This window comes from Arthrobacter sp. SLBN-122, from assembly GCF_006715165.1.
Lineage (GTDB): Bacteria > Actinomycetota > Actinomycetes > Actinomycetales > Micrococcaceae > Arthrobacter.
This window is the reverse complement of sequence record NZ_VFMS01000001.1, coordinates 2,459,406-2,478,287: the sequence shown is the minus strand read 5'-3', so window position 1 is coordinate 2,478,287 and position 18,882 is coordinate 2,459,406. Positions and strand designations below refer to the sequence as shown.

Sequence of the window (18,882 nt, the reverse complement as noted above, 5' to 3'; positions counted from 1 at the left end):
AGATGGACGGATGGATGCCGTCGCAGCGCTCAACGAGATTGCTTTCTGGCTGGAGCGCGGACGCGCCGCCACCTTCAAGGTCCAGGCCTTCCGCAAAGCAGCGGCCGCCATCAGCCCGCTTGGCCCTGATGAAGTGGCCAACAGGGCCCGGACCGGGCGGCTGAAGTCCATGAAGGGCATCGGCGACCGCACCTACGCGGTGATCAGGCAGGCGGTGGACGGCCAGGTCCCCGATTACCTGGCGGACCTCCGGGAGAAGGGTGCCACGCCGCTGGCCTCCGGGGGCACGGAGATCCGCGAGGCGCTGAGGGGGGACCTGCACAGCCACAGCGAATGGTCCGACGGCGGCTCCCCCATTGAGCTGATGGTGGCTGCGGCGGAGGTGCTGGGCCGGGAGTACCTGGCCCTGACGGACCACTCCCCCAACCTCACCATCGCCAACGGGCTGTCGGCCGAGCGCCTGAAGGACCAGCTGGACGTGGTGGCAGCGGTCAACGGCAACGGCGGGGGCACCAGGCTCCTGACGGGAATCGAAGTGGACATCCTGGAGTCCGGCCAACTGGACCAGGAACCGGAACTGCTGGACCGCCTGGACATCGTGGTGGCCAGCGTCCATTCAAAACTGCGCGCCGACAGGAAGACCATGACCGCCCGGATGCTCGGCGGCATCCAGGACCCGCACACCAACGTCCTGGGCCACTGCACCGGCCGGCTGGTGGAGGGCTCACGCGGAACCCGGCCGCCGTCCGAATTCGATGCGAAGGAGGTGTTCGCAGCCTGCGCCGAGCATCACGTGGCGGTGGAAATCAACTCGCGGCCCGAACGCCAGGACCCACCCGATGCCCTGATCCAGCTGGCACTGGAGGCCGGCTGCCTGTTCTCGATCGACAGCGACGCCCACGCACCCGGGCAGCTGGATTTCCTGCAGTACGGCGCCGAACGGGCGGCCCGCAACGGCGTGCCGGCCGAACGGATCATCACCACCTGGCCGGTGGAAGAACTGCTTGCCTGGGCGGGCAAGGGCTAGGGCCGGCGGCGTGGGCGGTCCCCGGGATCCTCCGGGGAGCGCAGGCTACTTGACGGCGTCGGCCAGCTTCTGCCGGAAGTCCGCCTTGGTGCTCAGTGCCAGTTTCTCGCCGTTGAGGAAGAAGGTGGGCGTGCCACTGACGCCCAGGGCATTGCCGTCGGCGATATCGGCCAGGATGCGTTCTTCGGTTTTCCGATCGGCGACGGCGGCATCGAACTTTTCGAGGTTGAGGCCCAGTTGCCCGGCATAGGTCCGGAACAGGGGCGCCTGGGATTGCTGGTTTCCGGCCCACTGGGCCTGGTTGTCGAACAGTTTCCCTGCCATCTGCTGGTACTGGCCTTGTTGAGCGGCAGCTTCCGCTGCCAGCGCCGCCTGGCCTGAATTGGGGTGGGCAGACAACGGAAAGTACCTGTTGACGAAAGTAATCCTGTCACCGAACTCGGCTTTGAGCTCCTCCACGAAGGGATGGATGGCGCCGCAGGACGGGCACTCAAAATCCAGGAACTCCACCAACTGCGCCTTTTCCTCACGTGGCGTGGTGAGCATGTGGCTGTCCGCCCGGACCAACTGTTCCATCCCGGCGGCCGGGGCTGCGGCCTGCCGGGGTTTGGTGGCGGTGAAGAGTGCGTACCAGGCGACGCCGCACACCACGATGACGGCCAGCAGGATCCAGATGGTTTTCCTGACAAGGCGCGGGGTATTACGGGCAGGAGCCTGGGGGGAGGACATAGTGGGCATCCTAGCCGAGGACACCGGCGTGGCCGATTTCCGCCAGCCCGCGACTCATTGCCGCCGTACATTTGTCTCATGCCGCCGACCAGCCCCCATGAACCGCTGACCACCGCCCCTGCACCGCTGAAGCCCGTGACGGCCCTTGGCGCGGCCGCCATGGTGGTCACGGTGGTTCTGTGGGCGTCGGCGTTCGTTGGAATCCGGGCCATTGGCCCCCATTTCTCCCCCGGCTCCCTGACACTGGGCAGGCTGGCGATTGCCGCCGTCGTGCTGGCCTTCCTGGTGGTGCCGCAACTGCTCAAGAGCCGGGTATTGCCGCGGGGACGGGAATGGCTGCCCATCCTCGCCTATGGCGTGATGTGGTTCGGAGGCTACAACGTGGCCCTGAACGCCGCCGAGCACATCCTCGATGCCGGTACCAGTGCCCTGCTGATCAATGTCAACCCCATCCTGGTGGCAATCATGGCCGGCATCTTCCTCAAGGAAGGCTTCCCACGCTGGCTGCTCATCGGCAGCACCGTGGCATTCGCGGGTGTCGCGCTGATCGCCCTCGGCTCCGGGCAGCCACGTTCCGGGGAAAGTTCGACGGCGGACCTGGCCGGCGTGGCGCTTTGCCTCCTTGCCGCGGTGCTCGCCGCAGTCAGCGTCATCATCCAGAAGCCGGTGGTCCGGAAGTTCCCGGCCGCGCAGGCAACCTGGTTTGGCATCGTGGTGGGAGCCTTGTGCTGCCTGCCCTTCGCCGGCCAACTGGCGTCCGAAGTGCAGGCAGCCCCCGCACAGGCCACGCTGGGGCTGGTGTACCTGGGTGTTTTCCCCACCGCCATCGCCTTCACCACCTGGGCATATGCGTTGTCCCTGGTGGACGCAGGGAAGCTGGCCGCCACCACGTACCTGGTCCCCGGCACCACGGTTTTCATCTCATGGCTCCTGCTTGGCGAGATCCCCACCGTCTGGGGACTGGTTGGCGGCCTGGTGTGCCTGGCGGGAGTGGGGCTCACCCGGCGCCGGACCCGGGTCCGCGGACGGCAACGGCCGCTTCGGCGCTAGAGTCGGGTGTATGCCAGCCAGCCTTCCGCCGGGGCTTCCGATTCTGCCCTCCGGTCCGGGTGAGCCATCCGGGTTCACCATGTCGCCTGACGAGTTCGAGGCCGCCGTCCAGGATGCCCTCAACAGCATTCCGGACCGACTGGCACGGGCCATGGACAATGTGGCCGTGTTCATCGACGACGACTACGTGCCGGGCCCGGGCGAAGACCCGGACACGGTGCTGCTGGGACTGTACGAAGGAGTCCCGCTGACGGAACGTGATTCCTGGTGGGAGGCCGGTTCCCTGCCGGACCGGATAACAATCTTCCGCGAACCGATCCTTGGGGTCTGCGAATCCAGGGACGACGTGGTCCATGAGGTGGCCGTCACCGTGGTGCACGAGATCGCCCACCACTTCGGCATCTCGGATGACCGGCTGCACGAGCTGGGCTGGGGCTAGCCTTGTAGGCATGGGACATGACCACAGCCACAGCCACGGAACCGCCACCGGGCGGCACCGGAAACGCCTCGTGGCCGTCTTGGGGATCACGCTTGGCGTGGTGGTCATCCAGATCATCGGGGCTGTACTGTCCGGATCACTCTCGCTGCTCGCAGACGCAGGACATATGCTGTCGGACGCGGCAGGTGTCACCATCGCCCTCCTCGCCTCCTGGATTGCGGGCCGCCCGGCAAGCGCCCAGCGGACGTACGGCTACCAGCGCGCGGAGGTCCTCGCGGCCCTGGCCAATGCACTGATCCTGATCGTGATCTCCGTGGTCATCTTCACCGAAGCGGTCCGCCGGTTCGGTGCACCGCCGGAAGTGCAGACGGACATCATGCTTTTTGCCGCCATCCTGGGCGCCGTGGCCAACTTGGTGTCGCTCGTCATCCTGCGCACGGCACAGGATGAGAGCCTGAATGTGCGCGGTGCCTACCTGGAGGTACTGGGCGACCTCCTCGGTTCGGTGGCCGTCATCATCGCGGCGGCAGTGATCATGCTGACTGGGTTCCAGGCAGCGGACACCATTGCCTCCGTCCTGATCGCCCTGATGATCCTGCCGCGGGCCTGGAGCCTGCTGCGCGATGTAGTTGATGTGCTGCTGGAAGCCAGCCCCAAAGGCGTGGAGGTTCAGATGATCCGCGAACACATCCTGTCAGTTCCCGGCGTCACGGACGTGCATGACATCCATATCTGGACCATCACCTCCGGCGTCCCCGTGTTCTCGGCCCACGTTGTGGTGGAGGACGGAGTGCTTAACGCACGGGGTGCCGACCAGCTGCTGGACAAGCTCATCACCTGCCTGGGCTCCCATTTCGATACCGACCACTGCACCTTCCAGCTTGAACCTGCCAGCCACTCCGAGCATGAGGCACACCAGCACGCCTGACCATGACACACCCTCGGGCCTCCTCCTAATGACACTGTTGTGGTTTATGTTATTGATGTGACTGCTGTTGCTAATGTGCAGATGGTCACGTAACCTCGGACTGCTGGGGAGCAGCTGAGGGGCATCGTCATGCCGCATCCAGAAACTCACTCCCGGCCTTACCGTTGCGAGGTCTCTGCAGATGGCATTATCCGGATCCGGCCGCAGGACGGCCGTGCTGTGCGCCGCCGTCGTCCTTTTTGCATCCGTGGCAACGCCGGCAGCCGCTGTACCGGCGCCATCTGCCCCGCTGGCCGTCTCCGCCTCGCCGGACATCCCTTCGCCGGAGGACATCGCTGCAGCAAAGGCCAGCGAGGCCGCGACGGCGGACCAGGTCACTGCGATTGAGCGCATCCTTGCCGACGCATCCACCGCCCAGCAGGCAGCGTTCGCCGTGGCCATGCAGGCCAATAATTCGTACAGCGAGGCGCTGGTTGAGCTGCAGCAAAGGACGGAAGCGGCATCCGTTGCCTCTGCCAGGGCCTCGTCCGCCCGTGAACAGCAGGACAAGGCGCGGAAGCAGGTGGGGCAGCTTGCCGGGGACCTGTACCGCAACGGCGGCCTGAACCCCACCCTCGGGACCCTTGCCAGCGGCGGGGAAAGCCTCCAGCAGGCAGCCACGCTCGAGGCCCTTTCAGCCAGCCGCAGCCGCGCCTTTGAAGCCGCCGACACCGCGGCCACCGCTTACCGTTCCCTGACCGCAGCTGCCGACGACGCCACCAAAGCGGCCGACGACGCCGCAAAGACGGCGGAACAACGCAAGTCCCAGGCGGAACAGGCCAACGCCGCGCAGGCCAAGGCCGTGGCAGACGCGAAAGCGCAGCGGACCATCCTGGTGGACCAACTGGCACAGCTCCGCAACACCACCGTGGCGCTGGAATCGGCGCGCGTTGATGCACTGGAGAGGCAGCGCGAGGAGGCACGCCTGGCCGCCCTGTCCGCCGCCGCCGACAAGGCCGCACAGGACAAGGCGGCGCAAGACCAGGCAAGCCGGAACCAGTCTGCACAGAACCAGACCGTGCAGAACCAGGCAGCGGGCCAGAACAGCCGTGGACAGGACACGGCACCGGCCGCTCCTGCACCCGTTGTTCCCGCGCCCGTTGCCCCCGCGCCGGCACCAGCTGCCCCTGCACCCGCACCGGCTGCTCCGGCGCCCGTTGCTCCTGCACCCGCAGCACCGGCTCCTCCAGCGCCGGTTGCACCTGCCCCCGCGCCTGCACCCGCGCCGGCCCCGGCACCCGCACCCGCGCCCGCACCCGCGCCATCCACCGGATCAGGCACCTACGAGGCAGCCATCTCCGTCGCGTTGGGAAAGGTGGGGGCCCCGTACTTCTACCAATGGGGCGGTACCGGCCCTTACGGCTTTGACTGCTCCGGGCTGGTGCAGAACGCGTTCGCGGCAGCCGGCAAGTACCTCCCCCGCACGGCTTCACAGCAATATGCCGCCGCCCCGGTCCACGTCCCCCTTTCGCAGGCGCGCCGCGGCGACCTGCTCGTGTGGGGTTCGGCGCCGAATTTCTACCACGTGGCCATCTACCTGGGGAACGGCCAGGTAGTGCAGGCACTCAACCCGCAGGAGGGCATTACCGTTTCCACCATCAGCTCCATGGTGGGAATGGACCTCTACCCCTATGCGGCCCGCTACTGAGCGGCACGGCTGACCTTACCCATTGCAGGTCCTGCCTGAAAGGCCTAACGGTTCGCGCCGCCGTCGTCAGCTCAAGATGTCCTTGGTGACGAACCGGCCGTAGGCGAGCGCCCCGAACACCGCCACATAGCCGGTTTGCAGGAGGGCGTTGCTGGCGAAGGAATCCCACACCAGGGGCTGGCGCAGCATGTCGCCAAAACCAAGCCAGTAGTGGCTGAAGAGCCACGGATGCAGCCACTCCAGCTGCGGCAGCTGGTCCGCGACCTGGGACACCACCGAAACCACCACCGTAGCGGCCATCGCTCCCACCGGCACCACCGTGAGGGTGGACAGGAACAGCCCGATGGCCGAAAGCCCGGCGAGTGACACCGCCAGGTAGGCAGCGATCAGCACTGTGCGCAGGGCGGCTTCGGACGGCTGGACCACCCCGCCGGAGAGCAGCGTCACGGGACCCACCGGGAAAAGGGCCGCGCCAATGGCGGCGCCCGCGAGGCCAACGGTCAACGGAGCGGCGATGCAGAAGGCCAGCGCGCCCGCGTACTTGACCAGGAGGAGCCGGACCCGTCCGGCCGGCGCCACCAGCAGGTACCGCAGGGTGCCCAGGCTTGCCTCCCCGGCGATCGTGTCCCCCGCAACCACACCTATGGTGAGCGGCATGAACAGCGGCACGGAGACCAGCATGGCGGTAAAGGCCACGAACAGGCCGTTCTGGGTGATCCGGTCAAGGAAGGCTGGGCCCCTTCCGGGCGGGACCGCGGACGATACCTTCACTGCAACGGCAATCAGGACCGGGATGGCGGCGAGCGCCAGGAGCAGCGCCCACGTCCGCCGCCGGCCGAACAGGACCTTGAGTTCGGACGCCAGGAGGGACAATCCCGAGCTGCGTGGCGTCGCGGCCGGAAGGGCAGTTCCGGCAGCCTTCGGAATATTCGCGGGCACACTACTGGGCAACGTCGAATCCTTCCCCCGTCAGGGCAACAAAGCGGTCCTCAAGGCTTTCACGCTCGACGGCGAATCCCCGGACGCGGACGCCGGCCTTGACCAGGTGCGCCACGACGTCCTCGGGAAGCACTGCCGGGGACTGGGCGCCAATTGGCAGCGCCGCCAGGACTGTCCCGCCCCCCGGCTGCGCCGGTTCACCCTGCCCGGGTTCAGCCTGGGCAGGTTCCGGTACGATCCCCAGCCGCGCCAGAACCTGGCGGGCTGCGCCGGCGTCTGGCGTCACCAGCCGGAGCCGGGTGCTCCCGGCCTGCCGCAGCTCGGCAAGGGGCCCCTGCGCCACGAGCTTTCCGGCGCTCATGACGGCAGCGTGGGTGCACATCTGGTCCACTTCGGCCAGCAGGTGGCTGGACACAAAGACAGTGGTGCCTTCATGCGCCAGCGATCGCACCAGGTTGCGGACTTCCCGGGTGCCTTGCGGATCCAGCCCGTTGGTGGGCTCATCCAGGACCAGCAGGTCCCGTGGCGAGAGCAACGCATTGGCAATGCCCAGCCGCTGCTTCATTCCAAGGGAGTATGCGTGCACCCGCTTCCCGGCCGCGTGCTCCAGGCCCACCCGCTCCAGCGCCTGCTGCACCCGCCTCCTGCGTGTGCCGGGGATGGTGTGCGGGCTTGCGGCGTCGAGCCGGTGCAGGTTGGCGGCGCCGGACAGAAAGGGGTAGAACGCGGGGCCTTCCACCAGCGCGCCCACGCGCGGAAGCACGTCATGGAGCTTGCCGGGCATCTCCTGTCCGAGCAGGTTCACCGTTCCCTCGGACGCGGCAGCCAGGCCGAGCAGCATGCGGATGGTGGTGGTCTTGCCGGAGCCATTGGGCCCCAGGAAGCCGAAGACAGTACCATGCGGGACGGCAAGGTCCACACGGTCGACGGCGGCCTGCCTGCCAAAGTGCTTGCTGAGCCCGCGGGTCTCGATAGCCAGGCCGGCGTTCACCGGGCCGGCCCCCGTCCCGGCAACGCTCCCCCGTCCGTCCAACACTTATTGGGCCGCTGCTGCTGCGGCCTGCAGCCTCTCCGGCGGCACCATTCCGGCGAAGATCCGTCCGTCGTTCGTGACCAGGACGTTGAGCAGGGCGGTGGAGAGCAGCCGGCCGCCGGGGACGGCGACGGCGGCCTGGGACAGCAGCGGGTCCTGCAGCAACGATTCCGCTGCCGCAGCGGACCCACGGGCTGTGCCCAGCACGGTCTCCCAGCCGGTACCGGTCACGGAAACGTCCTTCCTGGCGTCTGGATGCATGCCGCCCGGACTGTGCATATCCGGGGCGTCACGGGACTTGTCCAGAACGGGAAGTTCCTTGACCGTGCTGCCCGGGGGCGGGGCAAAGTTGAACACGGACTGATCCGGGGCGTCCAGCGAGAGGCTGGTGAAACCTGAGCGGAACGCGGGAGTGTCCGCCCCGCGTGCGGTCACCTGGACGGATAGCGGCATCCCGTTTTGACCATCGACGGCGATGGCCACCTTGCCTACCAGGGTGGCGTCAGTACGCGGTTCAATCAGCAGGTTGTAGGCGGCGCGTCCGGCAACGGAAACGTCCGGTCCCACCGAAACGGCCGTGGTGGGGTCAACCTTGGCAAGGAATTTTTGCGCCAGTTCTGCCGGCGTGGGCATTCCGCCCGCCATCTGGTGCGCGTCGGAACGCGACGGGTCCTTGGCATGCTCCGGCAGGGTCAAATGGGCGGCCGTGTTGTCTTTGGACGAATACAACCAGACGTCGCTGCCGTGGCGGACTACGTCCCGTTCAGCCAATTGGTCCATCACCTGCACGCGGGCATTGTCCTTGCCGTCAAGGTAGACGCGCGCAGTGTGCTTGCCTGACAGCAGCTCAATGACGGAGGCGGCGCTCCCGGCAGCGGCAGGAGCGGATGGCTTGCCGGTTGCCGGCAGCTCTGGAAGTCCCAGCTCAGCGGACTGTTCCACCGTCCCGGAGAACGAGTGCACCTGGTGGCTTGCCGCCAGTTCCAGGACCTGCGCGGGCGTCTTGGCCGGGAGCGGGTTGCTGGCACCGGCCGGAAGGGAGCCAGCCAGGGCGCCGGCAGCGATCACCAGCGGGGCCGCGACGGCGGGCAACCACCGCAGCCACACCCGGCGGCCGTCCGTGCCGTTCCGCCATGACCGTTCTTCCTGCGATCGTCCGCTGGAATCCAGCGTGTTGGAGCCCATAGGTAAAGACTACGCCGGTGCAGGTGGATAGGGGCCATCCGCAGCGTCCCCGTCCTGCACCGCGGGCCCTGGTTGCTCCGGCACCACGGTGCCCGCACCGCCGTCGACCGTTATTTTTTGGCCGGTGCTGATCAAGCCGGTGGCGTCTGCAACCCCGACTACCGCAGGGATGCCGTATTCCCTGGCAACCACGGCGCCGTGTGAATTGGCTCCGCCCATCTCCATCACCAGGCCTCCCGCAGTCAGGAACAGCGGAGTCCAGCCGGGGTCTGTTGACGGGGCAACCAGGATTTCGCCCGGCTCAAGGCGGGCTCCGACGGGATCCAGGATGACGCGTGCCGCAGCAGTCACGGTTCCCGCCGAGGCAGGGCTGCCGGTGAGCGTGCCTTCAGCTGACATCCCGACGCCGGACCGCACCGCTTCGGGTTCGGTCCCATCCGAGAGCAGCACCCGGGGAATGTGCCGGCGCCTGAGCTCCTGGGCATAATCCTGGCGGCGGCCGGCCACGAGCGCCCGGAGGTCCCGGCTGGGCGCTCCGCTGGCCGTGGAGGGCCCGGACATTGCGGTCCCGGATAATGCCTGCCTGGCTTCAATGAAGTCCAGGAAGAACACGTCGTCCTGCCGTTCGATGGCGCCCGCCTGCGCCAGCTCACTGCCCACTACCAGCAGCTGCCGGCGGACTTCCGCAAGGCCCGCAACCAGCTCGTATTTTGGCAGCTCGCGCAGGCCGGCGAACAGCCGTGCCCGTTGCAGTGCGGCACGCACCAGCCTTCCCCTGATCCAGCCACGGGCGGCGGCGCGGGCAACGAGCCTGTCCACCTGCGCTTCCGCATCTTCGATGGCCTTGCTGAACTGGGCATCGGGTGCCAGGACCGGGTCCTCCAGCCGAAGGTAGTTGGCAAGGATCCCCAGGATGTGCGCCGGTTCCTCCGACCACCGCGGCAGGCCGACGTCTATTTCGCCCACTGCCCGGTGGCCGTACCTGTCCAGGAACCGGGCCAGGCCCGCTTCGAGGCGTGCCGGCAGTTGCCCGCCCTGGAACGCGGCGGCCAGGACACTGGGGTCACCCATTATCAGCGCGGTGCGTGATTCACGGTCTTCCCGGATTTCCTTGGCAAGATGCCACAGTTCCAGGTCCATTTCAGTGGTGACGTTGTTGGGCAGGCCACGGATCACGGGCTGCAGTTCTTCCCAGGCATTTCCGCCCAGGAGCTTTCCCGCAATGCCCAGCATCGCAAAACCCACGGCAGGGAGGGGAAGAATGGCCGGAACGATCGGAAACAGGCGCTGCCCCAGGAGGAACTCGGCGTGGTCAAGGCGTGCCACCGCTCCCTGAACGTCACCGGAACGCAGCGAGGCCTCGAAGTCCTGCGTGAAGCGGTCCAGCCGCCGGAGGGCTGCCGCTGGCCGGAAGAGCGCCCGAAGGAATGCGGCGGGAACCTTGGCGCGGGCGGCTGCCGGGGCAACGTGCCGCAGCAGCCCGAAGGGCGTCTTCCTGGTCACCGAAAAGGCGGGGTCTTCGAACAGTTGCCGCATGACCGTTGCGGTCCGGGCCTCCATGATGTCGAAAACCCGGGGAACGAGGCGGCGGCCCACGGTGCTGCGGATGGGAGTGGTGAAGTCGATGTAGATCCGCTGCCCGGCTTCCGCGTAGGGGGATGGCCCGCCCCGGGGATCAGGAACGGGGAAGCCGGCAGCTGTGGCGGTGGAGGAGGCGATGAGGCGAAGCGCTGCAAGGCCCATGGGCGTAAGCGGCCGGGTAAGCCCCTGGGCCAGGCTGAAGCAGAGATAGGCCCTGGTCCCCCGGGTGGCGGACCGGCCCTCCGGGGTCCTGCCGGCGGCGCCGTTGCTCTTCGGGACTGGGTACAACGTGGTGATCGGCCTGGACTGCGTGAGCCACAGGCACCCGGAACGGTCGATGGCCCACTCCGTGTCCTGCGGGGCCCCGAAATGGTCCTCGGCCTGCAGGCCGAGGCGTGCCAGCCCTGCGATTTGCCGGTCCGTCAGGCAGGCAGTGCTGCCGGCCGCGGAAACATTTCGGGTCTGCGTCCCACCGCTGGGCAGGGGCCGCACCTGCACGCCCTTATCGCCCAGCTTCCGCTCCAGGACCTTGCCGCTCAGTGCGTCCACCACGAAGTGGTCCGGATTGACGGCACCTGAGACAACGGCCTCACCCAGCCCGGGACTGGCGTCGATGACAACCTGCCGCCTGCGGCCGGTCAGGGGGTTCGCCGTGAACATGACGCCGGCGGCGTCAGCGTCCACCATCCGCTGGACCACCACCGCGAGCGCCACGCCTGCCGGATCGATGCCAAGGCTTGCCCGGTAGGCGGTTGCCCGGTCCGTCCACAGCGACGCCCAGCAATCACGGACGGCTTCAAGCAGGGCGGGCACTCCGATGACGTTGAGGTAGGTGTCCTGCTGCCCGGCGAAGCTGGCGAATGGCAGGTCTTCTGCCGTGGCCGATGACCTGACCGCCACCGGTACATCCGGGCCGAGGGCTGCGTAGGCCTCTTCCACTGCCCGCGAAACTGCCGGTGGAAGAGGAATTGCCCGGATAGCGGCACGTGCCGCTCCAGCCAGCCCGGCTATGTCGGGCGGTTCGGCAGCGCCCGTCTGCGCTGCGTCCCGTCGAGCGGCCGGCGCCGGGTCCGACAAGGCCGCGTAAACCGCGGCCAGCGCGGGTGGCAGGGAACCGGCGACCCCGACTGCCTGCCGGTATGCGTCAGTGGTGAGGCAGAAACCCTCCGGGACCGGCAATCCGGCGGACAACAGCTCTCCGAGGTTGGCCGCCTTGGCGCCCGCGAGAGCCAGCATTCCGGCATTGAGCCGGCGCAGATCCAGGACCAGCCCGGCATCCGTGCCGGTGGCGGCTGTCCGCAACCCTGGCTGCTCCATGTCCCAGATGCCTTATCCGAGGGGCCGGTATCCCGGTGATGCCTTGCTGCCTGGCCGGTGCCGGCTAGGCGGCGTCGCCCAGGATGGGACCAAACCGCGCACGGTCCGCCAGGCGGGGGTCCTCACGGTCCGGGACCACCATGACCGGACCCTTGGCGTGGTGGAGCACGCCGTCGGATGTTGAGCCCAGGAGCATTCCGGTGAAGCCGCCACGGCCGCGGGTACCCACCACTACCAGCTCCACGTGCCGGCTCTCCTCCACGAGCACGTCCACCGGCGAACCGTCCCTGAGTTCGTAGCCGGCCTGCAGGTGGGAGTAGTGGCTGCGGAGCCACGCCATGCCCGCTTCCAGGGTGACCCGGATGTCGTCAAACAACGCTTTCCGGTCCATGGGTGCGGGAACCCATGCCAGGGAGCCGCTGTACTGGGGGACGGCGCAGATCACGCGGAGCGAGGCACCGAGCCGTTCGGCCTGGTCGGCTGCCTCAAGGACCGCAACGCGTGCCTGCTCGGAGCCGTCGACGCCCACCACCACCACGTTCTCCACCGGCCTGTGGCCGGACTTGGCCTGCTCTGCCTTTACGCGGCGGTCCTCCGTGCTTTCGCCGAGCCGGTCCGAACAAAACAGCGGCACCGTTACCGTAGGGCATTTTGCATGGGCAGGCAGAGCGCTGCTGACCGATCCCAGCAGGCGGCCCACGAAGCCGCCGCGGCCGCGGGTGCCCACCACCAGGAGTTCGGCGGTTTCGGAGATTTCGAGCAGTACTCCTGCGGCGTCGCCGTTCTCCACGGCGGAACTGACGTCGATGTCGTAGGCGGAGACTTTCTCCACAGCCTGCTTGGCGATGGCTTCGGCACCCTCACGGATGACGGAATCGTCCACCGTGGCATAGCCACCGTCCAGTCCAGAGGCGGCGAAGATCGGCACGGAATAGGCGGTGACGATGTGGAGCGGACGACGCCGGCGCTGGGCTTCCCGTGCGGCCCATACCAAGGCGCACTGGCCATGGTCCGAACCGTCGACGCCCACCACGATGCCGTGCGGAGCGGCAGAAGCACCACCACCGTCCCGGGCCGGGTCCGGGTGCAACTCTCGTGAGCCCATGGGGGCCGCCTCCTCGCGATACGCCTGATGTTGCGGCTATTCTGCCAGACAACGGACCGCTCCCCGCGCACCCCGACGCCCAACGGCACGGGCAGGAAAAGGGCCGTTCCTGTTTCCCACTATTCTCCGTCCTCCAAGGCTTAGCAAGCCTGTTCAGGAGCGGTAAGGAGGGGTTATCCACAGCCCCTCCCGCCCGGCTCGGAAAGCGCCTTCACGTCATCGGGAATGTTTTCTTCAGTGGGCTATCCACGGCCGCATTTGTTCTGTAGTCTTCAGGACATTGTTGGTCCGGGACGCCAACTGCAACTTTCTGTGCAAACTGTCCCGGCCACGCGCTGCGGCCGTACTTGGGGGTAACGGGACGCGGGCCGGCGAGGATGCCGGCACCTGCCGAAAGCTTCAAAGGAGGGAAACTGTGGTGTCAAGCATGCCCGCGGATGCCGGGACCGAACAGACCACCACTGTGATCATTGGCACCGGCCTGTCCGGGCTGGCCGTGGCCGCAGAGCTGCGCCGCCACGGCGTGGACTCCATCGTGGTGGACGGACTGGACATCCTGGGCGCCGGCCAACCCGCAAACACCTCGTCACTGCAGCGCTGCGATGCGGCGGACAGCGACACTCTCCGGGAGCGCAACGAGATCCTGCGCCACCTCCGAAATTACGCGGCAAGCCACAGCGTGGACGTCCGGAACACAACCCGGGCGGTCCAGCTGACCATGCTGGAAGACCCCGCGCACGGCACCGCTCCGCAGTGGCAGGTGCACACTCCCACGGGCATCCTGGTGGCCGACCACATTGTCCTGACCAGGTGCGCGCACAGCCAGCTGCGGCGCATGCTCAGTGACTTCGGGATTGCCGTTGGCCGCAACGTGGCAGCGGCCATGCGCGCCATCGGCATCTACCTGGTGGGTGTGGGCGAGCTGATCACGCCGTCACCCAAAGAGGTCCTGCGCCAGGCCAAGACGGTGGGCCAGGCCATCTCCGCCAAGGTCAATCCGGACAGCGCCCATTCATCCGGCGGCGCCTTCCCGGCAACGGGAAGCTTTGCGGTGCTGACCTGCTGACCGCCTTCCCGGTGCCCGCCCGGCCGGACCCGCCCGGACCGGCCGGTCCGGGCTACCCCCGCCCGTCCTCAGCGGTATCCCCGTCATCCCCCGCGTCCCCGTCAACGCCGAGCCGGCGCCGGGCCAGGACACCCAGGGCCACCAACAGCCCCACGACGACGACTGCAAAAAGCACAATGCTCCACTGGAAGGGCTCGCCCGCATTGGCGGGCCCGGATGGTTCCTCCGTTATCCCGGGCTGTGCCGTCCCCATACCTGGAACCGCACCCGCCGCCGTCGGGCTTCCCACCGGGGACGTTCCGGACGTTGCCGGCGCGGCGGCGCCGGACGCCGCAGTGAAGGTGAACGTGCCCTCGATGGGGTGTGAGTCCGAGCCGACCACACGCCATGCCACGGTGTACTTCCCTGCGGGCCCGCCCGGCCGCAGCTTTTGCGTGGCCACGTTGTCCACAATCCGCACCGCCCCGTCCGCCCATTCGGTGCCGCCGGCATCCTTGACCGAGAAGGACGAGCCGATACCCAGCGGCTTGCTGCTGAAGGTCACGGAGACCTCGGCGGGCGGTGCCGCCAGCGCGGCGCCCTGGGCGGGACTGGTGGACTCGGCAGCATCATGGGCCGAGGCCGGCCCAGCCAAACCCAACAGTGCGGCGGCGAGGACAAGGGCGAGGACAAGGAAACCGGGCACAAGGCCCGGCAACCGGCGGCGGACGTGGCGCATATTGGGGCTCCTGGTGTTGGCTTCCTTACAGACTAGGCGCATTTGCAGGCCCACTCCCTGCCGCACCCTTAGGATGCAGGTATTCCCACACACTTCCCCGGAGGACTAATGCTTAAGCAAGGCTCTGCCCTGGACCGGTATTTCAGGGTGACCGAGCGCGGTTCCAACCTTTCCCGCGAGATCCGGGGCGGGTTCGCCACATTCTTCGCCATGAGCTACATCGTGGTGCTGAACCCACTGATCCTGTCCGGTCCGGACTCGAACGGCACCACGCTGGGCTTCACCGCGGTGGCCGCCGTCACCGCGTTCGTGGCGGGCATCCTGACCATTCTCATGGGCGCCTGGGGCCGGCACCCGTTCGCCCTGGCCACCGGCCTGGGCGTGAATGCCTTCGTGGCCGTCACCGTGGCCACAAATCCGGGACTCACCTGGCCGGACATGATGGGCCTTGTGGTCCTCTCCGGCCTCACCATGCTGATCCTGGTCCTCACCGGTTTCCGCACCGCCGTCTTCAAGGCCGTGCCGGACGGCCTCAAGACCGCAATCGTGGTGGGCATCGGCCTGTTCATCGCCCTGATCGGGCTGGTCAACGCCGGATTCGTGCGACGCATCCCTGACGTTGCAGGCACCACGGTGCCCGTCGGACTGGGTTTTGAAGGCAAGCTGCTGGGCTGGCCGACGGCCGTTTTCGTTTTCGGCCTGATCCTGACCATCGCCCTGGTGGTGCGCAAGGTCAAGGGCGCCATCCTGATCGGCATCATCACCGCCACCGTGCTGTCCGTGATCCTTGAGATGACCCTGCACATCGGGCCCAGCTTCGACGGCAAGACCTTCAACCCCCAGGGCTGGTCCCTCGTGGCGCCGGCGTTCTCCGGCTGGGCTGCTCCTGACCTCTCGCTGATCGGCAAGGCCAACCCGTTCGGCGCCTTCGAGCACCTCGGCTTCGTGGCCGCGACGCTGCTGGCCTTCGTCATCCTGCTCAGCATCTTCTTCGACGCCATGGGCACCATGGTGGGCCTGGCCAACGAGGCCGGCACGGTGGACGAGCACGGCAACATTCCCGACGTCGACCGCGTGCTCCAGGTGGACGCACTGGGCGCCATCATCGGCGGCGGCGCGTCCGTTTCCTCCAACCAGATCTACGTGGAAGCCGGCGCCGGCATTGGCGAAGGCGCCCGCACCGGCGTCGCCTCGATCGTTACCGGGCTGCTGTTCCTGGTAGCCATGTTCTTCACCCCGCTGATCAACCTGGTGCCCTTCGAGGCCGTGGCCCCGGCCCTGGTGGTGGTGGGCTTCATGATGGTGTCCCAGGTGGGCAAGATCGACTGGCAGGACTGGGGCATCGCCATCCCGGCGTTCCTGACGTTCACCCTGATGCCGTTCACCTACTCCATCGCCAACGGCCTGGGCGCAGGGTTCATCGCCTACGTACTGATCCGCACTGTCCAGGGCAGGGTCAAGGACATCCACCCGCTGATGTGGGCCGTGGCAGCGGCGTTCGCGTTGTTCTTCGCCATCGGCCCCATCGAGGCCGCACTGGGCATGTAACTCCCCCGGTATGGACACAGGGCTGGTGCGGCAGATGCCGCGCCGGCCCTGTTGTTTATACCGGGGTGTTCGGTGCGAGACCCTCGTCGCCGGACACCGCCAGGGCCTTCCGTTGGCGCAGCCGGTCCAGCCGGTTCATGAGCGGCGAGGTGGTGGCGCCGTGGATCACGATGGACAGGGCCACCACCAGTCCAATGAAGGACCAGAGCCAGTGTGCCTGGTCCGCGAAACGGCCTTCCCCCAACGCGTAGGCCAGGTAGTACAACGACCCGATTCCGCGGATGCCGAAAAATGAGAGTGCCACGCGTTCCCGCGGACCGGTCTTGCCGCCCAGCAGGCCCAGCCACCCGGCCAGCGGCCTGACCAGCAGCAGGAACGCCAGCGCCACCAGCACCTCCACCAGCCCGATCCCGGCGAGCAGCCCACGGGCGATGGCGCCGCCGAGCAGGACCAGGATCACCACGGTCAGGAGCCGCTCCAGCTGCTCCACGTAGGAGTGCAGCACCCGGTGGTAGCCGTGGGTGCGTTCAGCGGTCCGGATGGTCACGGCACAGACGAACACCGCAATGAACCCGTAGCCCTCCACCATCTCCGTCAGGCCGTAGGCCAGGAACGTCGCCGCCAGGGCCACGAAACCTTCCGAATGGTTGGACAACCTCAGGCTTTCCGCCCGCGCGGAGAAGAACACCCTGGCGAGCAGCTTGCCGGTGAGGAAGCCCGCCAGCAGCCCGACGGCCAGCCGCCACAGCACATCCATCCCGAACCATTCGCCGAACCACTCAGCGGGGTTTGCGCCGGCGATGCTGATGGCAATGGCGAGGTATACGAACGGGAACGCCAGGCCGTCATTGAGCCCGGCCTCGGAGGTGAGGCCGAACCGGACTTCATCTTCCTTGTCAGTGTGCTCGTCCTGGTCCGCCGGTTCTCCCACCTGGACTTCGGATGCCAGGACGGGGTCCGTGGGGGCAAGACTCGCGCCTACCAGCAGTGCCGCGCCGAGGCCCAGGCCCAGGAACCACATGCCCAGCAGGGTCAGGGCCAGGATGCACAGCGGCATGGCGATCCCCAGGAGCCGCCATGTGGTGGACCACCGCTTGCGTCCCACCGGGCGGTCGAGGGCCAACCCTGCTCCCATCAGCGAGATGATCACGCAGATTTCCGCGAGGTGCATGACAAAGTCGCCGTGTTCCACCGGGTCAAGGTCCGGCAGCGAGGGAATCAGCGCGAACGCTCCCATGCCGGCGCCCAGGAAGACCATCGGCATGGACAAGGGCATATCGCGCAGCAGCTTGGGCAGGACCGCGGCGATGAAGACGGCCAGGCCGGCTGCGGCAAAAAGGATGTCTGGGGCTTCAAACATGGGGAAAGGCTCTCCAGCCTGGAATGGTTGCGCGGATCCTGAAGCGGACACGCCACGCTTCGATGGGCGGACTGCTCTCACCATATCCCCTGCACCAGACATCTCCCCGGCGCACGGGTTCTTGGATCCCGGACAGGACGACGGCGGCGTTGCTGGTTTTCGTGTCCCGTATGCGGTGAGCTTGAGGCATGTCCCTCCAGCTCCCCGCCGTCGATGTCCCGCCCCAGCCCTGGACAGGGAGGTTCGACGGCGACGGCCCCGGCCACCGCCGATGGTGGCAGGCCGTGAACCAGTCGGGTAACACCACGCCGGGAACCGCGGGCGCTGACGTTGAGGGGGCGGCAGGCGGCAGGCCCGTGGCCCTGCTGGGCTTCGCCAGCGACGAGGGGGTACGCCGGAACAAGGGCCGCACCGGCGCGTCGGCCGCCCCCGCAGCCCTGCGGAAGGCGCTGGGCCCGCTGGCTTTCCACCTGGACCGTCCGGTGGCTGACGTCGGCGATGTCACGGTATCCGGTGAGGACCTGGAATCCGGGCAGGAACGGCTTGGCCGGGCGGTGGCAGGCCTGCTCGACGCCGGCCACCAGACCGTTGTCCTGGGCGGCGGCCATGAAACCGCCTACGCGAGTTACCTTGGCGTCAGCGGATCAGCGGCCATCCGGGACGGGCAGCGCCTTGGCGTCCTGAACCTGGACGCCCACTTCGATCTCCGCGACGAGCCTGTGCCCAGTTCGGGGACCCCGTTCCTGCAGATGGCCCGTGCTGAAGCGGACGCCGGGCGCGGATTCCGGTACGCCGTCGTCGGAATCTCGGAGCCGAACAACACCCGGGTCCTGTTCGACACCGCGGACAAGCTGGGGGTCCGGTACCTGCTGGACGAGGACTGCGGCGCGGACCGGGTCCGGGACTTCGTGGCCGCGTTCCTGGCGGACATCGACGTGCTGTACCTGACCATCGACCTGGACGTGCTGCCCGCCGCGGTGGCGCCAGGAGTGAGCGCGCCCGCAGCCTACGGCGTGCCGCTGCCCGTCATCTCGGCGGCCTGCCGGCAGGTGGCGCTGAGCGGGAAGCTCCTGCACCTGGACGTGGCGGAGCTGAACCCTGCGTACGACGTGGATGGCCGGACCGCCAAAACCGCTGCACGGCTGATCAACACCCTCCTGCGCTGAAATA

General features: G+C 67.7%; 16 protein-coding genes. 8 read left to right on the top strand and 8 right to left on the bottom strand.

Annotated features, from left to right (window positions below; translation table 11 throughout):
- Positions 1 to 10 precede the first annotated feature (10 nt).
- Positions 11 to 1,027 (top strand): PHP domain-containing protein, encoded by a 1,017-nt coding sequence (locus FBY36_RS11585; RefSeq protein ID WP_142119530.1) that lies wholly within the window; start codon positions 11 to 13, stop codon positions 1,025 to 1,027.
- A 45-nt stretch (positions 1,028 to 1,072) separates the two neighbouring features.
- Here FBY36_RS11585 and FBY36_RS11580 read toward each other — a convergent pair whose 3' ends face one another.
- Positions 1,073 to 1,756: a DsbA family protein gene (locus FBY36_RS11580; protein WP_142119528.1), complete on the bottom strand. Its 684-nt coding sequence runs from the start codon at positions 1,754 to 1,756 to the stop codon at positions 1,073 to 1,075.
- A gap of 78 nt (positions 1,757 to 1,834) precedes the next feature.
- On the opposite strand from FBY36_RS11580, the gene FBY36_RS11575 reads away from it, so the two are divergent.
- From FBY36_RS11575 to FBY36_RS11560, 4 genes are all read left to right on the top strand, one after another.
- On the top strand, positions 1,835 to 2,806 hold the full coding sequence (locus FBY36_RS11575; RefSeq protein ID WP_235008805.1) for a DMT family transporter: 972 nt from the start codon (positions 1,835 to 1,837) through the stop codon (positions 2,804 to 2,806).
- A gap of 10 nt (positions 2,807 to 2,816) precedes the next feature.
- Positions 2,817 to 3,245: a metallopeptidase family protein gene (locus FBY36_RS11570; RefSeq protein WP_142119526.1), complete on the top strand. Its 429-nt coding sequence runs from the start codon at positions 2,817 to 2,819 to the stop codon at positions 3,243 to 3,245.
- A gap of 10 nt (positions 3,246 to 3,255) precedes the next feature.
- The gene (locus FBY36_RS11565; protein ID WP_142119524.1) at positions 3,256 to 4,173 is read left to right on the top strand and encodes a cation diffusion facilitator family transporter; all 918 of its coding nucleotides are present in this window, start codon (positions 3,256 to 3,258) and stop codon (positions 4,171 to 4,173) included.
- Positions 4,174 to 4,354: 181 nt separating this feature from the next.
- Positions 4,355 to 5,860 carry a C40 family peptidase gene (locus tag FBY36_RS11560; protein ID WP_200830481.1) on the top strand — a complete coding sequence of 502 codons (1,506 nt, stop codon included), beginning with the start codon at positions 4,355 to 4,357 and terminating at the stop codon, positions 5,858 to 5,860.
- 66 nt (positions 5,861 to 5,926) lie between these two features.
- Here the strand turns inward: FBY36_RS11560 and FBY36_RS11555 are convergent, their stop codons facing one another.
- The 5 genes from FBY36_RS11555 to FBY36_RS11535 all read right to left on the bottom strand — a co-directional run bounded on the left by FBY36_RS11555 (position 5,927) and on the right by FBY36_RS11535 (position 13,020).
- The gene (locus FBY36_RS11555; RefSeq protein WP_142119522.1) at positions 5,927 to 6,811 is read right to left on the bottom strand and encodes an ABC transporter permease; all 885 of its coding nucleotides are present in this window, start codon (positions 6,809 to 6,811) and stop codon (positions 5,927 to 5,929) included.
- On the bottom strand, positions 6,801 to 7,835 hold the full coding sequence (locus FBY36_RS11550; protein WP_442858240.1) for an ABC transporter ATP-binding protein: 1,035 nt from the start codon (positions 7,833 to 7,835) through the stop codon (positions 6,801 to 6,803). Before FBY36_RS11550 ends, FBY36_RS11555 begins: the two co-directional genes overlap by 11 nt.
- On the bottom strand, positions 7,836 to 9,017 hold the full coding sequence (locus FBY36_RS11545; RefSeq protein ID WP_235008804.1) for a LolA family protein: 1,182 nt from the start codon (positions 9,015 to 9,017) through the stop codon (positions 7,836 to 7,838).
- A 9-nt stretch (positions 9,018 to 9,026) separates the two neighbouring features.
- Complete coding sequence (locus FBY36_RS11540) at positions 9,027 to 11,915, bottom strand: PEP/pyruvate-binding domain-containing protein (RefSeq protein ID WP_142119520.1); 2,889 nt, start codon at positions 11,913 to 11,915, stop codon at positions 9,027 to 9,029.
- A 64-nt stretch (positions 11,916 to 11,979) separates the two neighbouring features.
- Positions 11,980 to 13,020 carry a universal stress protein gene (locus FBY36_RS11535; RefSeq protein WP_142119518.1) on the bottom strand — a complete coding sequence of 347 codons (1,041 nt, stop codon included), beginning with the start codon at positions 13,018 to 13,020 and terminating at the stop codon, positions 11,980 to 11,982.
- 427 nt (positions 13,021 to 13,447) lie between these two features.
- On the opposite strand from FBY36_RS11535, the gene FBY36_RS11530 reads away from it, so the two are divergent.
- Positions 13,448 to 14,086, top strand: coding sequence for an NAD(P)-binding protein (locus FBY36_RS11530; RefSeq protein ID WP_142122604.1), 639 nt, complete (start codon positions 13,448 to 13,450; stop codon positions 14,084 to 14,086).
- 52 nt (positions 14,087 to 14,138) lie between these two features.
- Here the strand turns inward: FBY36_RS11530 and FBY36_RS11525 are convergent, their stop codons facing one another.
- Positions 14,139 to 14,804 carry a copper resistance CopC family protein gene (locus tag FBY36_RS11525; protein ID WP_142119516.1) on the bottom strand — a complete coding sequence of 222 codons (666 nt, stop codon included), beginning with the start codon at positions 14,802 to 14,804 and terminating at the stop codon, positions 14,139 to 14,141.
- Between the two features lie 108 nt (positions 14,805 to 14,912).
- Between FBY36_RS11525 and FBY36_RS11520 the strand changes: the two genes are divergently transcribed.
- Positions 14,913 to 16,352, top strand: a complete 1,440-nt coding sequence (locus FBY36_RS11520; protein ID WP_142119514.1) for an NCS2 family permease — start codon at positions 14,913 to 14,915, stop codon at positions 16,350 to 16,352.
- Between the two features lie 55 nt (positions 16,353 to 16,407).
- On the opposite strand, the gene FBY36_RS11515 is transcribed toward FBY36_RS11520, so the two are convergent.
- Positions 16,408 to 17,712, bottom strand: a complete 1,305-nt coding sequence (locus FBY36_RS11515) for a cation:proton antiporter (protein ID WP_142119512.1) — start codon at positions 17,710 to 17,712, stop codon at positions 16,408 to 16,410.
- Between the two features lie 188 nt (positions 17,713 to 17,900).
- Between FBY36_RS11515 and hutG the strand changes: the two genes are divergently transcribed.
- The gene (gene hutG, locus FBY36_RS11510; protein WP_142119510.1) at positions 17,901 to 18,878 is read left to right on the top strand and encodes a formimidoylglutamase; all 978 of its coding nucleotides are present in this window, start codon (positions 17,901 to 17,903) and stop codon (positions 18,876 to 18,878) included.
- The last annotated feature ends 4 nt before the right edge of the window (positions 18,879 to 18,882 follow it).

What these genes read in the sequence shown, in the direction of transcription:
- FBY36_RS11575 (WP_235008805.1), top strand. Translation starts at nt 1,835, where the DNA reads ATGCCGCCGACCAGCCCCCATGAACCGCTGACCACCGCCCCTGCACCG.
- FBY36_RS11565 (WP_142119524.1), top strand. Translation starts at nt 3,256, where the DNA reads ATGGGACATGACCACAGCCACAGCCACGGAACCGCCACCGGGCGGCAC.
- FBY36_RS11580 (WP_142119528.1), bottom strand. Translation starts at nt 1,756, where the DNA reads ATGTCCTCCCCCCAGGCTCCTGCCCGTAATACCCCGCGCCTTGTCAGG.
- FBY36_RS11535 (WP_142119518.1), bottom strand. Translation starts at nt 13,020, where the DNA reads ATGGGCTCACGAGAGTTGCACCCGGACCCGGCCCGGGACGGTGGTGGT.
- FBY36_RS11525 (WP_142119516.1), bottom strand. Translation starts at nt 14,804, where the DNA reads ATGCGCCACGTCCGCCGCCGGTTGCCGGGCCTTGTGCCCGGTTTCCTT.
- FBY36_RS11585 (WP_142119530.1), top strand. Translation starts at nt 11, where the DNA reads ATGGATGCCGTCGCAGCGCTCAACGAGATTGCTTTCTGGCTGGAGCGC.
- hutG (WP_142119510.1), top strand. Translation starts at nt 17,901, where the DNA reads ATGTCCCTCCAGCTCCCCGCCGTCGATGTCCCGCCCCAGCCCTGGACA.
- FBY36_RS11530 (WP_142122604.1), top strand. Translation starts at nt 13,448, where the DNA reads ATGCCCGCGGATGCCGGGACCGAACAGACCACCACTGTGATCATTGGC.
- FBY36_RS11545 (WP_235008804.1), bottom strand. Translation starts at nt 9,017, where the DNA reads ATGGGCTCCAACACGCTGGATTCCAGCGGACGATCGCAGGAAGAACGG.
- FBY36_RS11560 (WP_200830481.1), top strand. Translation starts at nt 4,355, where the DNA reads ATGGCATTATCCGGATCCGGCCGCAGGACGGCCGTGCTGTGCGCCGCC.
- FBY36_RS11520 (WP_142119514.1), top strand. Translation starts at nt 14,913, where the DNA reads ATGCTTAAGCAAGGCTCTGCCCTGGACCGGTATTTCAGGGTGACCGAG.
- FBY36_RS11570 (WP_142119526.1), top strand. Translation starts at nt 2,817, where the DNA reads ATGCCAGCCAGCCTTCCGCCGGGGCTTCCGATTCTGCCCTCCGGTCCG.
- FBY36_RS11540 (WP_142119520.1), bottom strand. Translation starts at nt 11,915, where the DNA reads ATGGAGCAGCCAGGGTTGCGGACAGCCGCCACCGGCACGGATGCCGGG.
- FBY36_RS11515 (WP_142119512.1), bottom strand. Translation starts at nt 17,712, where the DNA reads ATGTTTGAAGCCCCAGACATCCTTTTTGCCGCAGCCGGCCTGGCCGTC.